General features: G+C 64.2%; 10 protein-coding genes and 2 pseudogenes. 2 read left to right on the top strand and 10 right to left on the bottom strand.

Annotated elements, in window-relative coordinates:
• Positions 1-21 precede the first annotated feature (21 nt).
• Positions 22-1,026: pseudogene (locus EBN1_RS01820) on the top strand (IS1182-like element ISAzo1 family transposase); the annotation flags it as partial.
• Positions 1,027-1,221: 195 nt separating this feature from the next.
• Positions 1,222-1,632, top strand: a pseudogene (locus EBN1_RS01815) (OmpA family protein); the annotation flags it as partial.
• On the opposite strand, the gene EBN1_RS01810 reads toward EBN1_RS01815, so the two are convergent.
• The 10 genes from EBN1_RS01810 to EBN1_RS01765 form a co-directional block, all read right to left on the bottom strand.
• Positions 1,598-2,005: a DUF262 domain-containing protein gene (locus EBN1_RS01810; protein WP_241762846.1), complete on the bottom strand. Its 408-nt coding sequence runs from the start codon at positions 2,003-2,005 to the stop codon at positions 1,598-1,600. The pseudogene EBN1_RS01815 and the gene EBN1_RS01810 sit on opposite strands and share 35 nt — an antisense overlap.
• Before the next feature lie 68 nt (positions 2,006-2,073).
• Complete coding sequence (locus tag EBN1_RS01805) at positions 2,074-5,352, bottom strand: DEAD/DEAH box helicase family protein (protein ID WP_011236209.1); 3,279 nt, start codon at positions 5,350-5,352, stop codon at positions 2,074-2,076.
• Positions 5,349-5,957, bottom strand: a complete 609-nt coding sequence (locus tag EBN1_RS01800; protein WP_011236208.1) for a DUF4276 family protein — start codon at positions 5,955-5,957, stop codon at positions 5,349-5,351. The genes EBN1_RS01805 and EBN1_RS01800 overlap by 4 nt, the downstream gene beginning before the upstream one ends.
• Entirely contained in the window at positions 5,954-7,060 is a 1,107-nt protein-coding gene (locus EBN1_RS01795; protein WP_011236207.1) for an AAA family ATPase, read from the bottom strand. The genes EBN1_RS01800 and EBN1_RS01795 overlap by 4 nt, the downstream gene beginning before the upstream one ends.
• Position 7,061: 1 nt before the next feature.
• Complete coding sequence (locus EBN1_RS01790; protein WP_041645519.1) at positions 7,062-10,421, bottom strand: site-specific DNA-methyltransferase; 3,360 nt, start codon at positions 10,419-10,421, stop codon at positions 7,062-7,064.
• A 21-nt stretch (positions 10,422-10,442) separates the two neighbouring features.
• Entirely contained in the window at positions 10,443-11,564 is a 1,122-nt protein-coding gene (gene fic / locus EBN1_RS01785; RefSeq protein WP_011236205.1) for a protein adenylyltransferase Fic, read from the bottom strand.
• 190 nt (positions 11,565-11,754) lie between these two features.
• Complete coding sequence (locus EBN1_RS01780) at positions 11,755-14,652, bottom strand: SNF2-related protein (RefSeq protein ID WP_011236204.1); 2,898 nt, start codon at positions 14,650-14,652, stop codon at positions 11,755-11,757.
• A gap of 204 nt (positions 14,653-14,856) precedes the next feature.
• Positions 14,857-17,217, bottom strand: a complete 2,361-nt coding sequence (parC, locus tag EBN1_RS01775; protein WP_011236202.1) for a DNA topoisomerase IV subunit A — start codon at positions 17,215-17,217, stop codon at positions 14,857-14,859.
• The gene (vapC, locus tag EBN1_RS01770; protein WP_197531869.1) at positions 17,214-17,645 is read right to left on the bottom strand and encodes a type II toxin-antitoxin system tRNA(fMet)-specific endonuclease VapC; all 432 of its coding nucleotides are present in this window, start codon (positions 17,643-17,645) and stop codon (positions 17,214-17,216) included. Before vapC ends, parC begins: the two co-directional genes overlap by 4 nt.
• 5 nt (positions 17,646-17,650) lie before the next feature.
• Positions 17,651-17,881 carry an antitoxin gene (locus EBN1_RS01765; protein WP_011236200.1) on the bottom strand — a complete coding sequence of 77 codons (231 nt, stop codon included), beginning with the start codon at positions 17,879-17,881 and terminating at the stop codon, positions 17,651-17,653.
• Between the last annotated feature and the right edge of the window lie 141 nt (positions 17,882-18,022).

Genomic DNA, 18,022 nt, shown 5'->3' with positions numbered 1-18,022 from the left:
GCTCGTCAGTTACCGCTTACCGTGCAGGTGCTGCAAGTCGCCCGCGAGAACCAGCTCTCGCGCTTTGGCACCGTGAGCCTGGACGGTACCAAGATCCACGCCAACGCCAGCCGACACAGCGCGCTCTCGTATGGGCACGCCGAGAAGATCGAGGCCCAGCTCAAGGCCGAAGTGCAGGAGATGCTCGCGCTGGCCGAAGCGGCCGATCGGAGCTGCGTGCCCGAGGGCGTGGATCTGCCCGCGGAGATCCAGCGCCGAGAAGACCGGCTGGCCGCCATCGCGGCCGCCAAGGCCAAGATCGAAGCGCGCGCCAAGGAGCGCTTCGAGCGCGAACAGGCCGAGTTTGATGCCAAGCTGGCCAAGCGTCAGGCCAAGGCGGCGGCCACCGGCAAGAAGCCCGGCGGCAAGCCGCCGACCCCGCCTGCCCCCGGTCCGCGCGCGGACGACCAGCTCAATCTGACCGACGAAGACTCGCGCATCATGAAAGTGACCGGCGGCGGCTTCGAGCAGTGCTACAACGCGCAGGCGCTGGTCGATACGGAGTCGATGCTGGTGATGGTGCCCCACCTTACCCAGGCGGGCAACGACAAGGAGCAGGTCGAGCCGATGCTGGCCCGCATCGCGGCCCTGCCCGAAGGGCTCAATCAGCCCGACCAACTGCTGGCCGACACCGGTTTCTTCAGCGAGCGCAACGTCGAGCGCTGCCAGGCCGCCGGGATCGAACCGCTGATCGCGGTCGGGCGCGACGAGCACCATCCGGATTGGCGCCGCCGCTTCGAAGAGCCCGCCCCGCTCGAGCAGCCCGCCAGCCCCGTCGAACAGATGAAGCACGCCCTCAAGACCCGGGCCGGCCGCGCCGCCTACGCGCTCCGGAAACAGACCGTGGAACCGGTGTTCGGCATCATCAAGTCGGTGATGGGATTTCGCCAGTTCCTGCTGCGCGGGCTCGACAACGTGCGCGCCGAGTGGACCCTGGTGTGCTTGGCGTGGAACTTGAAGCGCATGGCCGTATTGCGTCCGCAGTGAGAAAAAAGGACAGGGGCATTGCGATTTCGGACAGGAAACCGCTGATTGGAACCTGAAATGCCGACCGTTTCTCACATTGTGAAATCAAGCCCCCGGATACAGCGCCGGCGGTGCTCAAGTCCGACACGCTGCTAGCCGCAAGCCCCGCCCATGTCGCGTCGTCGCACCCCTGACGCCCGGCGCGAAGCCGAAATGCAGCGCATCAACAGCATGGCGGACGAAATACGCCGCGTACTGCAGCCGCTCACCGCAGGCGGACAGGTCAGCGTTGCCGAAGGCGTGCATGGAATCACCGTCGAGATCAACGCCAGCGTGCTGTTCGCGCCCGGTGACGCGACGCTCGGCGCGCCGGCGGTCGCGGTGCTGCGAGCTGTCGCGCAGGTGCTCGCCGGTGCGGATTTCCCGATCACCGTCGAAGGCCACACCGACAGCGTGCCGATCAGCACCGAACGCTTCCCGTCGAACTGGGAGTTGTCGACGGTGCGTGCGTCGTCGGTCGTGCGCCTGTTCATCGACGCCGGGGTGCGCGGTGATCGCCTCACCGCCGCCGGCTATGCCGACCAGCGGCCGCTCACCGACAATACGAACGAAGAAGGCCGGGCGCGACCACCGGCGCAACGTCAGGAATCCACGCGCTGTCTTTGCGAATCGCTGTGTTGCATACCTCGAAACGTTCGTTGACCGGATGAAAGGCGATGGTGATACGCGTCTTCTTGTAGTCCTTGTTCACCACCTGCTCACCGAGCACCGCGGCAGTCAGCGCAGTTACCCGCTGCTGGCCATCGATCAGGATCATCTTCCCGGATGCGGTCGAACCGTCCTTCAGCTTCACATCCGGATTCCGCCAAGCGATCAGATATCCGACGGGGAAGCCCTGGTACAGCGAGTCCAGAAGATCCCGCACTTGGGTGCCGTCCCAGACGAAGGGGCGCTGGATTTCCGGGATGGCAATCTCGCCTTCTTTCACTTTGGCGAGCATGCTTTCAATAAGGTACTGATTAACGGCGTATTTTTGCGTTTTCATGAGGTAATGATTGCGAACAGGGGCTACTCGATAACTACCTTCATGACTTTGGCCAGGTAGTCGCCTTCGCCGATGAAGTACACGTGAAGCGCGTCGAGGTCGGGCCGAGGAAGGCCTTTTTGTGTCCACAGATGCTCGATGCGCATGCGGTTGGTATTAGGCGACAAGATGATGGATTCGAGCGTGACAGTCTTGTCGTTCAGGCGCGCCTGAAGATCCTTGATGTTCTCGGCGAGCTGAATCTTGTCGCTGCCCGGTCCTTCATGCTCCAGCCCATGAGGGTCGATGAAGCAGATTCGCTGGCTGCCGTCGGCTTTCAGGCACCACAGGATAAAGTCCGGGTAGAAGTTTCCGGCCTCGAAGAAGCCCACGCCTTGCTTGGCGAGGTTTCGCAGCAGGAACAGGCGCTCCCCGCGCGTCTCTACGTCCGCCGCGTTGGTCTGCAGCCAAAGCCGGAGGTCTTCGACGAAGCGGAACTCGGACTTGTTTAGGCCGACCGGCTGGATCTTCACTTTCTCGCTCGATAGCAGCGGCTCATACAGGTGCATCGCCAACCGCACGCCCTGGACGTGGCCGTGGTCGCGCCAGCCTACTTGCGCGAGCTCTTCCTTCAGCGCCTTGATGTCGTCGATCAGGTACTGCTCGTTTGCCTCGACGATGAGCTGATAGTCTGTGCCGTCCGCGGGCAGGTTCTCATGGTCGCAGGTCAGCGGTACCAGCTCCATGCGCGGGTCAAGATACTTGCGCTTCTGGTAATTGAAGCTGCGCTCGAGGGCGGCGCTCAGCAGTTCAACGGCAATCGACTGCCAGTGCCGAACGTTCCCCATCGACGGCGCCCACCACTGCGTGGGCACCAGGACGCAGTACCAGTCCGGCTTTTCCAGCAGAGGGCGGAGCGCATCGCGGGGCACGATGGCGTTCTCCAAGTGTCTTTGGCGGCGGAAACGCTCCAGATCGAACCACAGCTTGTCCCAGTCCAGCATCACGAGGCGCAAGGCGTCGAAATGGCGAGGTCCCGACACCGGGGCGTCGACAGCCTCCCCGGTAATCTCCGCAGCCTGGATCACCTGCAAACGCGGGAAGCGATCCACCACCAGCGGCACCCCTCCTATCGTCAGGCTCGGCGGCAGTGCCGCGAGGCCGAATTCGACTACCGGACCATGCTTGCGGAAGTCGTACTGCTCCAGCGTGTCCCTGCGGAGCTTCGCCCGCAGGATCTTCAGCTTCTGGCCGAAATCGTGGGTGACGTTGAGCGTGATCTCCTCGACGTGGGGCACATCGTTCGGCGGCAAGCCTTCGCTTTCGAGGAAGTCGCGGAAGGTCGCCATGAAGTCCGCCTGCACGCCGAACACGTTCAGCGTCTCCAGGAAGTGGATATCCCGCGGCGGGTTCACCGGCTGATAGCGGCTGGTGCGCATCAGGCTCATGTCCTTGCCCTTCAGCCGCACCCCGCGCCCGAAGAGCTGGATGATCTGGGCGCCCTCGCTCTGGCCCATGCGCATCAGCCCCAAGCTTGATACACGCCAGCAATCCCAGCCTTCGATGAACTTCTTCGAACCGACGAGCAGGTGGATCGGCGAGGTCGGTTTATGCACGTCGCCGAAAACCGGTTCGCCGAACTCGCTCGGGCGCACTTCGGTCAGGGACTGCTTGTGCTCGAGCGCCTCCTGCACGTGCTTGGCGAGCGCCGCGGCGTCGCCGACGTTGATGACCCCGAACGGCGTGTCGGACTCGCCCACCTTCAGCAGCAGTTCGCCGCTGTCGCCCTTGACGCGTTCGACGACGAGATGGCCGCCGCCCGGCGCGTGGAACAGGCGCACGCAGATATCCGCGTAAATCTGCGCGGCATCCTGTTTCAGCCCCTTCAGATACGGGAAGGAGCGCACGAAGATGTCGCGCCCGTGCGCGTCGAGCAGGCCGGTCTGCTGGCTGTCGCCGGTGAGCACGCTGCGGACGAGGCCGATGAATTCCTCGCGCCGGGCGAGGAAGCGTGCGAGGAAATCGAGGATCTGCGCCACGTCGGACGGCGACACGCTTTCCTCGTCCACCTTGCGCCCGGTCACGCTGGCGCCGACGAACACCCACAGTGGCTTTTCAAGGTTGTAGCCGGCATAGCGGCTGCCTGCTTCGGCGAACATCCGCAACTGCTGGTAGAAGGCCAGCAGGGCCGCGGTCAGGTAGGTGTCCTTGTATGCCAGCTCGTCGCCCGGCAGGTTGAAGATGCGGTAGTCCTTGCCGTAGCCGTCGGCGTAGAAATAGCGGTAGCTGTAATCGAACAGCACCGCCTTGGCATAGTTCTCGGCCAGCACGCGGTCGTTGGCGGCGCGCACCGCCTGCTTGAAGGTGGCGGAATACTCGAAGGTGAAGCCCTTCGCGGCCAGCTTGTCGCGCTTGCCCTTCCAGTCGCTGCCGCTCATGCCGCGGTGGCCCTCGTCGACCAGCAGCAGATTGGCATCGCCGAAGCTGTCGACGGCCATCTGTTTCACCTTCTGCTCTTCGGCGAGCTTGGTGATCTCGGTCAGCAGCGGAATGTCGAGGGCACTCTGGCCGCGCGACACCAGGTCGCTTTCCTGGCGCAGCGCTTCCGGGTAGAAACCGTTGTCGCGCAGCTCGCGTTCGTGCTGTGCGGTCAGGCGCTCGTTCGGTGACAGCACGATCACCCGGCTGTAGCTGTCGGCCTGGCCGGTGGCGCGCGCGTGATGGGCGAACTGGCGCAGGTTCACGTGCATCAGCAGGGTCTTGCCGCTGCCGGTGGCGTTCTGCAGGCACAGCTTGTTCAGGTCCTCGACGGCATACGGCGTCAGGCCCGTCTCGCGCCCCTGCGCCAGATGGTGGCGGTTGAAGCGTTCGACGAAGTCGTTGAGCGCCGCGCACAGGCCCTGGCGGTCGTTGAAGTAGCGGTCGAGGTAGATCTCCACGAACAGCAGCGTCAGCCACTGGAAGTATTTCCACGCGATCTCGCCCTTGTGCCGGCGCCGGGCGTTGATCGCCTGCGTATGTGCGACGAGATTGGCGTCGAAGCGCGCCAGCGCCGCCGGCGTCAGGGTCGAGTTCTTCGGCAGATGCGAGATCAGCTCGGCGAGGAAGCGGTGCCGGCCGTCGGGGCCGATGCCCGGTTCGGCATCGCGCAGCGTCTTGGCGATCAGTTCCAGCGGGCGCGCTGGGCGGCCGCCGTCGCGGTGCGGCGCCAGCGGGTCGATGCCGAACAGGCTGAGCAGGTACTGGTTCAGCACCAGCGCGTCCTGGAAGTGGCTGGCGACGAGCGGCGGCTGCGTCCTGGTGCGGCGTGGGGCGCGGCTCATGCTCGGCCTCCCAGGTTTTCGAGTCGGGTCACCCAGGCGTCGAAGCGCGGGCATTGAGCCCGTATGGCGGGCAAGCCGGCGATGCGCAGAACTTCCGGCCCGTGGAACGGCTTTTCGTAATCCCTGCCGAACAGGGCAAGCAGCCGGTGGGATGGGCTGGTTTCGGGCCTGTCATTAACCGCTTCCGGCGAGCCGCAAGCTTCCACAGCGGCCCGCAGGGCGTGCAGTTGCCTTTCGGTTCCGCCCAGTGTCTGCACGGTCAGTTCGGGGACTGCGAATAGCAGGGCCTCGAACTCGTGCAGCTGGATATAGGGCGTGAAATGCCGGCGCTGCGCAGGGGCGACCAGTTCGAGCATGGTCGCCTGCAACGCGTCGACCGAGAGCGTTTCCCGCTGCTTGAAGCGGTAATAGTCGTACAGGGTGCTGACGTGGTCGAAACTGGCGATCAGGTGCGGTAGTGCGCCGCGAATGCGGTCGCGGCTGACGTTGCCGCGCATGTCCACCGGGCTTGCGAACACGCCGTAACGAGCCAGGTGCGGGGCCAGCACCTGCAGGATGAATTCGCGCTCGGTCGCCCCTTCGACGCTGATGCCGAGACGGATCATGCCGGGTTGCCCCCGAGAAGGTTCATCTCCCAGATCTCGCCGACGCGGTAATCCTCCAGCCAGTGCCCGACCGCCTGTTCCTCAAGGCGCCGGAAACGCGATGCGTTGTCGATCTGGTCGACGACCACGATGTCCTGCCAGCCGAATTCGTTGGCCAGCGTTACGGACTGGGTCGTTGCGACGATCTGGGTCCGCGTGCTGGCCATGCGCATCATGGCGCCCAGCAACTGCAGGGCGTAGGGATGCAGGCCAAGCTCCGGCTCGTCGAGCAGGATGATGGTCGGGAGGCGCGGTTGCAGCAGCAGCGTGGCGAGGCAGATGAAGCGCAGCGTGCCGTCCGACAGCATGGACGCGTCGAAATAGTCGTCGCTGCCCTTGTGCTTCCAGCGCAGGCGGATCCAGTCGCTGTTGTCCGGTTGCAGCACGAAGTCATGGAAAAAGGGTGCCACGCGCTGGACGGTCCGGACGATGCGTGCGTAGGCGTCGGTGTCGCGGATGCCGTAAAGGAAGGCTGCGAGGTTTTCGCCCTGGGATCGCAGACGTGTCGTGTCGTGCACGCTGCAAGTGCCCTTCACTTTGGCGGTGTCGCTGGTGTCGTGGAAATGATAGGTCTTCCAGTCCGCAAGAAAGGCGGCGAGGCGCCCGCGTTCCGTCGTGATGTCCGGCTTGGGGAGTGCCGATTCTTCCGCGCCGGTGCGCCCCAGGCGCGTCCGTCGCTTGCGATAGGCGCCGTCACCGCCCTTTGCCGGCGGCTTCAGGCCGGGCGGGGCATGGAACTCGTCCCTGAACACCAGACGGTTATCCGGCGTGGGAGCGAGGACGGCCGCGTAACCGTTGAGGGTAAAGCGGAGTTCAATTTCCAGCTTATCGGTCGTTTTGCGGCCGAAATGCAAAATCCGGTCCGCCCCCCCCTGCTGCTGGGCGTAGAACTGCAGATCCTTGTCCAGCAGCTTGTTCATGAACCTGAAAAAGCTGATGAAATTCGACTTGCCGGCGCCGTTGGCGCCGATCAGCACATTCAGTGGCCCGAGTTCGAGATCCATCGCGCGGATCGAGCGGAACCCCCGCAGGGCCACGCGCTGCAGGCTAGGCGGCTGGTCCATGTCAGGCGTCCTCCCACATGCACTGCGCGAAAGTGTCCTCGATCAGGCGCACGCGTGTGGCGGCAGTGCCGTCGCTGGGGAGCGCGTGGCTGCCGTTCACGTAGATCCAGTCGAACTCGCTGTCGCGCGGGTTGATGCCGCGCTTGCCGAGCCACGCCTCCAGCGCGGCCTGGTCGCGGCCGGGGTCGCCGCCGAGCTTGCGCCAGATCACCAGCACGCGCTCGCGCGAGCGCTCGTCGCCAGGCACGGCCAGCACATGGCCTTCGACGCAGCGGAACCAGAATTCGCCGTCTTCGCGTTCCTTGATCGAGGTGGCGCGCCAGCGCGTGCGCTGGTCCTTCGGCAGGTCGGGGTCGGGCTCGCGCACCAGCTCGACGGCGTAGCGGCGCGGCTGGTCGAGCAGCGCCACATGCAGGCCGATCAGCCAGTTGAAGGTCTCGACGAGGTCGACGGCGCGCTCGACCTGCGCGTCACTGCCGGGCTGCTTCACCTTGAGCCGGTAGGCGGTGGGGTCGGCGAACTCGCGCACATTGAGCAGGCTGGGGCTGCCGGCGGTCTCGAAGTCCAGCCAGTACTTCAGCAGGTAGTCGCGCGCCATGTCGCGGGTCTCGGGCGAGCCGAGGTCGAGCGGCGGCTGCTCGGGCAGTTGCAGGTTGTTCAGCGTGTCTTCGAAGGATTCGAGGCGGAGGTATTTGAAGCAGTGGCTGATACCGTCGCGCGAAACCGGTTTTCCGTCCTTCCAAGTCTTGGAGTACGCAATTTTTTGAATGCGCGGTCTAAGAACTGTATCGAAGTACGCTCCCATTTCGATAAGTACATATTTTCGTCTCCCACCGTCCTCTCGATTGAGGTTAATCACCGCATGCCCAGTTGTGCCGGAGCCCCCGAAATAGTCCAGTACAAAATGCGATTTGCCCATTCCAGAAACGCGAAGACAATCCTCTACAGCGTAGATCGATTTCGGATAGGTGAATGGACATGTTCCGATGAAAAAGTGTTTCAATACCCCCGTCCCATGCTCGGTCGCGGAGTATTTTGCATCGATCCAGTTCGTAGGGGGAAGAACTCCTTCGGAGCCCGGTCTGAACTTGTAATAAATCGTGATTGATCCGTTTGTATCTACCTTTGCCTTGTAATTTTCGGGTGAGGTTCTAATGCTTTCTGGTTTTCCGCGCCACCGACGTTCGGTTCCAATTTCGTCAAGTGGGTAGGCAACTAGCTCTCCGTTTTCCGGTGGGGTGATGTCGGTCCAGATGCGTCGATCATCGTCCCATCGCATTTGAGGTACTCGGATCGTCTCGCCTTTGACATAAAGTGGATAGAATAAAGAAGGGCGATCTTTTCGCTCAGAACCGGATCCGCGCTTTCTGAATAACTCCCACATGAAATTTCCATCGCCGTCCTCGTGCTTGTATCGTGCGGCCTGCTTATCGCTGCGTGGAAGTTTATCCAATTCGCCAAGATAAGTCGCTCTGGCAAAAATGGCATACTCGTGCGCCTGAGCTAATCCACTCGGAACAGGCCGGCCAGATGGATTAATTCGAATGGCAATTGTTCCAAGTAAACTGTCTTGCCCAAATTGTTGCTCAAGCAGGTAGCTTAATTCTCGCTGCTGGTAATCATCGATCGTTGCGCACAGTACGCCGTCAATGCTCATCAAGGGGGGCGTCGCAGCCAAACGATCTGCAATTAGCGCGCACCATGAAGAGCTCCGGTAGCCATTTTTATAAGCGATTGGCCCTGCGTCAGTATTGTAGGGGGGGTCAATGTAAACTGCTTTGATCTGCCTGTTGAGTCGGCTATGTGCGAAATTCAGTGCCTGGAAATTTTCGGCGTGAAGCAAAACACCGTCGCAGGATTGATCAAGATTTTCTTGGCTCGCAAGTATCCGTGATTTTGTATTGGCGTCGTAAAAGCTCGTGTCGATTTGTAGAAAAGGGTTCGCCTTGAGGAACTCCACCGCCAGCGGCACGCTGTACCCCGGCTGCGCCATATCCCCCTCGATCTCGTCGATCGCGAACAGCTTCACCCACTCCTCGCGCTGCCGCTCGTTGGCGGCGATCTCCGGGTAGAAGGATTCGGGGATGCGGTCCAGCGTGATGCAGTACTGGGTGTCGACGACGAACTTCTTCTTCAGCCACAGCTTCTTCTGGAAGTCCTCGAGCTGGGCGAGGAAGTCGATGATGCGGCGGGCGATGCGGCGCAGCACGCGCAGCTTCGTCAGGTAGTCCTCGACGCGCGGCGCGTCGGCGGCCTCGATGTCGTCGAGGCGCATGATTTCGTTCTTGATGTAGAAATCCAGCTCGCGCCGCAGGAAGCCGCCCAGGTTCCTGTGGATGAAGTAGTCCATGGTGTTGCGCGCGGTGAACTGGCCGAGGTACTTGGCCAGCAGCGTGCGGTTCGGCTGCTTCTCGGTGGGGGCGGGGGCGAACAGGGGCTGTTCGAAGGCGCGCGCCAGCGGGTGTTCCGTAGCGAAGGCTGGGAGCCGTTCGCGCACGGCCTGTTCGGCTTCGGCGAGGCGTCTTTGCTGCCAGGTGCCGGCCTGCCCGGTCTTTTCGGGGTCCGGGCGGTAGTCGAACTGGATCACCAGTTCGGGCTGGCCGGTGGCGCCGGTTTCGAGGCGCAGCGGTTCCGCGGCATGCAGGATGAAGAAGCGCTCCTGCCCTTCCTTGACGTTGTCGTGTTCGCCTTCGGTGGCAGCGGCGAGGCGGAAGTGCACCTTGAGCGGTGCATCGCTGCGCATGTCGAAGTCGAAACCGGCCTGCGCGCCCTGCGCCCGCGCCTGCGCCGTGGCGAGATCGAAGCTGAAATTCGTCAGGGTTTCGCTGGACTTGATGTAGTACTGGTCCTTGTTGGCCCAGTGCAGCATCACTTCGCGGCCGTCGTAGGGGATGGCGTAGGGGGCGGCGCGACTGTCGTTCTCGGCGACGAAGTAGCGCTTCGACATGAAGTCGCCCTTGTCGTAGTAGCGGCTGAAGAAGCGGTAGAGGTGGTCGTACACCTGCGCGTCGTCTGCCAGCACGCCGCCGCCTTCGCGTGCGCGCTGCTGCGCGAGCTCGAATTCCTTGCCGACCTTGGTGACGCGGTATTCGGGCTTGAGCTGGCCGGTGGGCAGGAAGACGTCTTCGCCGAGGGTTTCGGCCACGCGCACGCGGGCGGCTTCCAACGCGTCGTGCGCGCCGGCCTGCGATTCGCCGGCGAACTGCGCGTCGATTTCGGCACCCAGTTCGGTGTCGATGAAGGCCTTGATCTGCGCGCTGCGGGCGTGAAGGATGCGGTAGAGGCCGAAGTCGAGCTCGGGCTGGTTGAGCTGGAAGAGCTCGTTCAGCAGTTCGATGAATCGTTCTTTGTGCTTGCTCATGGTCATGCGTTCCGGGTTGCTTCAGGCGTAGGGCGTGAAGTCGTTGCTGTCGCGGATGAGCAACTGCATCAGTTTGGGATGGATGAAGAGCTTTTCCTTGCCGACCTGGACTTCGCGCAGCACACCGATCGCGACGAGTTCCTTGAGGTGGCGTGAGGCCGCCTGACGTTGGGCGATCTGCTTGTCGACGACGTTGCCGATGCGGCAATAGGGTTGCTCGAAGATCACGTCCACCAGTTCGCGCGAGTAGGTCTTGGGCAGTCGCTCGCGCACGAAGCCCGTGGTGTGTTCGGCGAGCGCACGGATGGCGGCGATTTTCGCGCCCGTCCAGCGTGCTGTCTCTTCCACCGCGGTGAGCATGTACAGCAGCCAGGGCTCCCACGCCTGTTCGCGGGTCACGTCCAGCAGCAGGCGGTAGTAATCGGCCTTGTGCGCGATGATGTAGCGGCTGAGATACAGGATGGGGAGCGTGAGCAGGCCTTCGTGGATCAGGTAGAGGATGTTGATCACGCGCCCGGTGCGGCCGTTGCCGTCGGAAAACGGGTGGATGGCTTCGAACTGGTAGTGTCCGACGGCCATGCGGACGAGCGGGTCGAGGCCGGTTTCGTTGTGCAGGAAGCGTTCCCAGTTGGCGAGGAGCTCGCGCAGGCGGGTTTCGCCTTCCGGCGGGGTGTAGATGATCTCGCCGCTGCGGTCGTTCGCGAGTTGCGTGCCCGGGGTGCGACGAATGTCCATGTCGACGCCCTTGAGCATGCGGCAGATCTCGACTGCCGTGCCGGTGCACAGGGGGCGTTCTGTCAGGGAGTGAAAGCCGCGGTGCAGGGCCGTGCGGTAGCGCAAGGCTTCCTTCGTGGCGGGGTCGGCCTGGTTGTCGCCGTCCTGAGCATGCCGGAAAAGCAGGTCGGTGGTGGTGACGATGCTCTCGATCTCGGAGCTGTCCTTGGCTTCGAGCAGCGGGATGGTGTTGATGAGCACGGTCTGGTTCGGGATCAGCCCGGCCGCCTGTTTGAGCTCAGCCAGCGCGCTGCGCGCGTCGATGCAGCGCTTGAGCACGGCCTTCGTTTCGAGTTCGACTCCCGGCGGGATCGGCGGCAGGGCGTTGTAGGGGACGTCTGCCTGCCAGCGGGGAGGAGTGATGGTCATGAAGGTGGTCCTGTTGCAGTGCGCGATGACAGACGGCGCGCCGTTGGGGCGCGCCGTCTCGTGTCGTCAGTGTAAACATGTCGCGATAACGTGTCGCTGTTCTCGCGTTTTGGCGACACGTTTGTGCAACGTGTCGCCGGCGACGACATGACCCGAAAACATGTCGTCGAAACGTGTTTTCGGCGACACGTCAGCGCACCGTCCAGCGCACGGTGAACAGCGTGTGGGTGCGGCTGGCGCGGTGCAGCCGCTTTTCGAGTGCCTCGATGAGGGCGTCGCGGCGGGTTTCGATCTCGTCTTCCACCGCGAAGATCTCCTGGCGCTGCCGGCGCTGTTCGCCTTCGGCCCTGCGGATTTCGTCCTGCATGCGTCGGGCTTCGTCCATGCTCTGGGCCAGGCGGGCCTGCCGTTTGAGGCCTTTGAGCCTGAGCTTGGTGTCCTGCAGCGCCTGTTCGGCGGCGAGGATGCGGTCGTCGGCCCAGGCGTCGAGCTTTTCGCGTTCCTGCTGGAAGTACTTGTCGTTCTGCTCCAGTGCGCGGCTCAGGGCGGCGTCGAGCTGGCGGCGGGCGTTGCCGTGCAAGGCTTCCGGCGCTGCACCGGCGGCGGGCTGGACGGATGCCATGAGCTGGAACAGTTTTTCGCAGGTTTCCTGGTCGAGGAGTTCGCCACTGTCGGCCTGCGCAGTGAAGACCAGATGTTCTTCACGCTGGAAACTGTCGAGTTCGAGCAGGTTGAGCTGCAACCAGCCGTTCTGCCCGACGAGTCGTTCGATGACGCTGATGCGGGGATTGCGTGCTTCGAGCCAGCGGGCATAGTCGAACTGCAGGGTGGCGTCGGCGGCTGCGGCGTTGCGCCCCTGGTCGAGTACGTATTCGCCGAGGGGATGGGTGAGGCGGTAGATCCGCGTGTGTTCGGGCGGCGCCTGCCTGGCGGATTCGCCCTTGCGGATGAGCTGGTAGTGCCCGGCCGGGATATGCGGCAGGGGCGGCAGGGCGAGGTCGAAGGCGAGCTGCCGGGCGTCGAAGCGCGCCTTGCCGGCCAGGACGTGGCGGGTGAGCAGCCAGAACAGCCGGGAGATGCGGTCGATCTGCGTTTCGGCGCGCTCGCGGTGGGTTTTCAGCAGGTTGTGGATGTCGGCGTCGAAGTGTTCGAGCAGGAGTTTTTCGGTTTCCTGCATGCGGGCCTGGATGTCGGCATCGAGTTCGGCGCGCAGGTCGGCGAAGGCGGCGTCGATTTCCTGAGGCGTGCGGCAGCGGTCGTAGATCTCGGCGATGCGCTTCTCGAAATCGATGCCGGCTTCGATGCGCCCGAGAATTTCGTCGGAGGCGCCGAAGACGCCGTCGAACAGCCGGAATTTGTCCTGCAGCAGTTCCAGCACGCGCCGGTCCGCTTCGTTGCGCTGGTTGAGGAAATTGATGACCACCACGTCGAAGCGCTGGCCGTAGCGGTGGCAGCGGCCGATGCGCTGCTCGACGCGCTGAGGATTCCAGGGGAGGTCGTAGTTTACGACGAGCGAGCAGAACTGGAGGTTCACGCCCTCGGCAGCCGCTTCGGTGGCGATCAGGATTTCGGCGTGCTCGCGGAAGTAGTCGATGAGCGCGGTGCGGCGGTCCACCGCCGGAGAACCGGTGGCCCGGTCGCTTCCGGCGTAGCGCGCGAGCCAGCGTTGGTAGATGCCGGTAGCGCCGGTGCCCTGGTTGCCACCGCTGAAGGTGACGACCTTTCCAGCGTGGCCGTGGGCTTCGAGGAAGCGGGCGAGGTATTCCTGTGTGCGGCGGGATTCGGTGAAGATCACTGCCTTCCGCGGCGCGCCCATGTCGGCCAGGCGGGCGAAGCCCTGTTCCAGTGCGTTCAGCAGGGCATGGGATTTCTGGTCTTCCCGGATGCCATGGGCGATCGAGATGTAGGTGTCGAGCTCGACCATCTCGCTGCGCAGCAGGTCGAAGTCGATGCCAGCCGGGTTTTCGCCGGCCGCGGCCGCGGCCTCGGCGTCTTCTGCCGCGGCCTCGAGCAGCTCCTCGTCGAGCTCGTCGCCCTCGACAAGGTGCTCGAACCAATCCGCGCCGATGCTCTGGCGTTCGAACAGCTTCTGCAGGCGATCGCGAATGGCTTCCAGTGTCGTGACGACGGCTTCGGTCGAAGAGGCCAGCAGTTTGCGCAGGATGAGCGCGACGAGGTGCTTCTGACGTTGCGGAAAACCGTAGCTGAAGTCGCATTGGAGATAGGCCGAGATGAGGTCGTACAGCCTTTGTTCGTCGTCGCTGGGCGTGAACGGCGTCGTGAGCGCATGGCGCCGGGTGTAGGGCACGTATTCGAGGACGTCCTTGCGCAAGGTGCGCTTGACGAAGGGCTGCAGGCGGCGGCGCAGGGCGATCAGGTCGCCGCCGCTGTTGCCGTATTGGGCGCGGAAGCTGCGTTCGTCGCCGAAGATGTCTTCGTCGATCAGGGAGCTGAGTCCGTAGAGCTCCAGCAAGGAGTTCTGCAGCGGCGTCGCCGTCAGCAGCAGTTTGCGTCGCCCCGCCAGCGAGCGCTTGAGCGACTGGCCGGTCTCGTGGCTCTTGCGGTGTGCGTTGCGCAGCTTGTGCGCCTCGTCGATGACCACGAGATCCCACGGAACGGAGCCTAGCTGCGCTTCCATGCGGGCCGCGAAGTTCAGCGACATGATGCTGATGACGTCGCGATCGAGCGGTTCGTAGATGCCCTCCTGGCGGAGCCGGAGCCAGGTCCGTGCGTCGAGCACCTGTGCGGGAACGTTGAATTTGTCGGAAAGCTCCTGCGCCCATTGTTTGCGCAGTGCGGCGGGGCAGATTACCAGCAGCCTCCGGCGCCGTTCCGCCCACAGCTGGCACATGACGAGCGCCGCTTCGATGGTCTTGCCCAGACCGACTTCGTCGGCAAGCATGACTCCCTTGCTGAGGGGGTTCTCCAGGGCAAAGAGGGCCGCGTCGATCTGGTGAGGGTTGAGGTCGACGCTGGCGTCGAACAGCGATTGGGAGAGACGGCCCTCCTCACTAGCCGCGTGGCGACGAGTCAGCTCCCAAGCGTAATACTTCGCATGATGCGGTGTCAGGCATTCGGCATTGAACATTGGCCTCACTCTTGTAGGCCTGCGCGAAGCGGCGTGCCCGTGTCAGTGCATCGTAGCAAAAGCATGTGCGGAAAATGCAGGAGTCCTATCGAAAATGGGGGGAAGTGAAACGTCGCAGCAGCCGTTTCAGATCTGTAAGCACCCGGTTCTTAGAAAACCGGGTGCTTACGCCGTCAATACTTGAAGGGCGTCATGGCCGAAAGATCAGCCCAGCGTTAGCGGCTTGATCCTGATCGCCAGCGGCGAGCCCTTGCGCGCGCGGCGGTGGACCAGCGTCGCGAGCTGCGCCGGTTTCAGGTCGACGCTCGTCGCCTTGTTGCCGCGGCCGATGCCTGCGACTTTCAGCACCGCTTCATCGGCCGGCGCCGCGACCGCGACCATCGATTCGCCCTCGTCGAGCGCCATGACGATGACGCCCCGGCCGCCGGCCTGCACTTTCATCTCGCTGCGCGGGAACACCAGCAGGCGGCCGTTCTCCGACACCGCGGCGATGCGCTCGCCGAGCACGCGCGCCGGCGCCAGCACTTTTTCGCCTTTCTCGACGGTCATGAACGCCTTGCCGGCGCGCTGGCGGCTCGTCGCCTCGAGGAGCGTGCAGATGAAACCGTAGCCGCCGGAGTTGGCGAACATCCAGGCCGACTCGGGTTCGGCAGAGACGACCTGCGCGAGCTTGGCGCCGTTCTGGAAGTCGACCAGTGTTGCGATCGGCACGCCGTCGCCGCGCCCGCCCGGCAGCTCGGCGACGCGTATCGTGTAAGCGCGGCCGTGCGTGTCGAGGACGACGAGCGGCCACGTGCTGCGCGTCTCGACGAGCGCGAACGCGAAGTCGCCCGCCTTGTACGTGACGGCCGCGGCGTCGATGCCGTGGCCCTGGCGCGCGCGTACCCAGCCGTTCTTCGACACGATCACCGTCACCGGCTCGTCGGGCACGCTGATTTCGGCGGGAGCGACGGCGGCGACGCTCTCGATCAGCGTACGCCGCTCGTCGCCGTATTTCTTCGCGTCGTCGGTGATCTCCTTGAGGATCAGCTTCGTCATCGCCGCGCGGCTGTCGAGCAGGTGCTGCAGCTTCTCGCGCTCTTCCTTGAGTTCGGCGAGCTCCTTCTCGATGCGGAAGCCTTCGAGGCGCGCGAGCTGGCGCAGGCGGATCTCGAGGATGTCCTCGGCCTGGATCTCGGACAGGCCGAACGCATCGATCAGCGCCGGCTTCGGCTCGTCGGATTCGCGGATCACGCGGATCACGTCCTCGATGTGCAGGAACGCGATCATCCGGCCTGCGAGGATGTGCAGGCGCCGGTCGACTTCGTCGAGGCGGTGACGCGTGCGCCGCTCGACGGTGACATAGCGGAAGTCGATCCACTCGCGCAGGATCTGCACGAGGTTCTTCTGCTGCGGCCGGCCGCCATGCACGGGACCATGGCCGATCATCGTCATGTTCACCGACACCGAGTTTTCGAGGCTGGTGTGCGCGAGCAGCACCGCCATGAACTCGTCGCGGCTCTGGCGCGACGAGCGCGGCTCCAGCACGATGCGCACCGGCGACTTGTCGCTCGACTCGTCGCGCACCGTCTCGAGCACGCCGAGCACGAGCTGCTTGAGGTTCTTCTGCTCCTGGCTGACGTCCTTCTTGCCGCCGCGCGGCTGCGGGTTGGTGAGCGTCTCGATTCCCGCGAGCACGCTGGCGGCCGACACGCCGTGCGGCAATTCGTCGATGATCACGCGCCACTGCCCGCGGGCGAGTTCCTCGACGTGCCAGCGAGCGCGCATGCGCAGGCTGCCGCGCCCGCCGGCGTAAGCGTCGCGGATCGCGTCGGCCGACGAGATCAGCTGGCCGCCGCCGGGGAAATCCGGACCGGGCAGCAGCGGCAGGACGTCGTCGAGCCCGGCGTCGGGATGCCGGATCAGGTGGCAGACGGCGTCGGCGACTTCGCGCAGGTTGTGCGGCGGGATCTCGGTCGCCATGCCGACGGCAATCCCCGAGGCGCCGTTGAGCAGCACGAACGGCAGGCGGGCCGGCAAGAGCTGCGGCTCATGAAACGCGCCGTCGTAGTTCGGTACGAAGTCGACGGTGCCGCGGTCGATCTCGGCAAGCAGGAGTTCCGCGATCGGCGTCAGCCGGCATTCGGTGTAGCGCATCGCCGCGGCCGAGTCGCCGTCACGCGAGCCGAAGTTGCCCTGGCCGTCGACGAGCGGGTAGCGCAGCGAGAAGTCCTGCGCGACGCGCACCATCGCGTCATAGACGCTGGTGTCGCCGTGCGGGTGGTACTTGCCGATGACATCGCCGACAACGCGCGCCGACTTGACGTGCTTCGACGCCGCCGACAGGCGCATCTCGTTCATCGCGTAGAGGATGCGCCGCTGCACCGGCTTCATGCCGTCCTCGACCTGCGGCAGCGCGCGTGACTTGACGACGCTCATCGCGTACGCGAGGTAGGCGCGCTCGGCGTGGCGGTCGAGTGGCAGCGGGCCGTCGCCGGGGGGCAAAGCCTCGTTGCCGGCGGAAGCGGGTGGAGAGGGCGGCGCTGGCGGGAGACTGCTGAAAAGGTCCAGGGATTCGGTAGTCATGGAGCGGTGAAGTAAGCGGCAGGGGATTCCATCAGGCGCTGGTCGACCCAGTTTTCCAGGCGCAGGCCGTCCACCCGTTCGAATTCGCGTGTGTTGTTGGTGACCAGCGTGCAGTCGAGCGCAAGCGCATGCGCCGCAATCTGGGTGTCGAGCGCGCCGATCGGCGTGCCGCGTCGCATCAGTTGCGTACGCAGTTCGGCATAGCGCCAGATCGCCCTGTCGTCAAAAGGGGCCACCTCCAGCGGCAGCAGAAAGGTTTCCAGCGCTGCACGGTTGCGGGGTGAAGCGCTTTTCGTTACGCCATACGCGAGTTCCGCCGCGGTGATGACCGATACGCCGATGTCGCCGATCGGGTGCCCATCGAAGTGGGCGCGCACGTGGGCTGGGCGATGATTGATGAGGTAGATGCAGATGTTGGTATCGAGCATGTACTTCACGGCAACAGCGCCTCGCGTTCCGCTTGTTCCGGCGCGCCGCGCTCGATCGTGAATCCCGGCTCGAAGGCCTCCAGCGCCCCGAACAGCGTACCCCAGCCGTGGCGCGGCAGCAGCACGACGGCGTCGCCGACGCGCTTGATGAACACTTCGTCGCCCTCGAAGCGGAACTCCTTGGGCAGGCGTACCGCCTGGCTGCGGCCGTTCGTGAAAAGTTTGGCGGTATCCATGGCGGCTCCGGACTTGTGGAATCTATCATCAGTATATATCATCACGTGCATCGAGCAGCTATCCCCCGGCAACATCGCTGCGGAGGGGCACAGTGAGTCGCACGTGAGCAGCGGATCCGACCATCACGGCGGCGAAGTCGC

This window comes from Aromatoleum aromaticum EbN1, assembly GCF_000025965.1.
Lineage (GTDB): Bacteria > Pseudomonadota > Gammaproteobacteria > Burkholderiales > Rhodocyclaceae > Aromatoleum > Aromatoleum aromaticum.
Note: the sequence above shows the minus strand (reverse complement) of the source record. Positions and strands in the feature narration are given on the sequence as shown.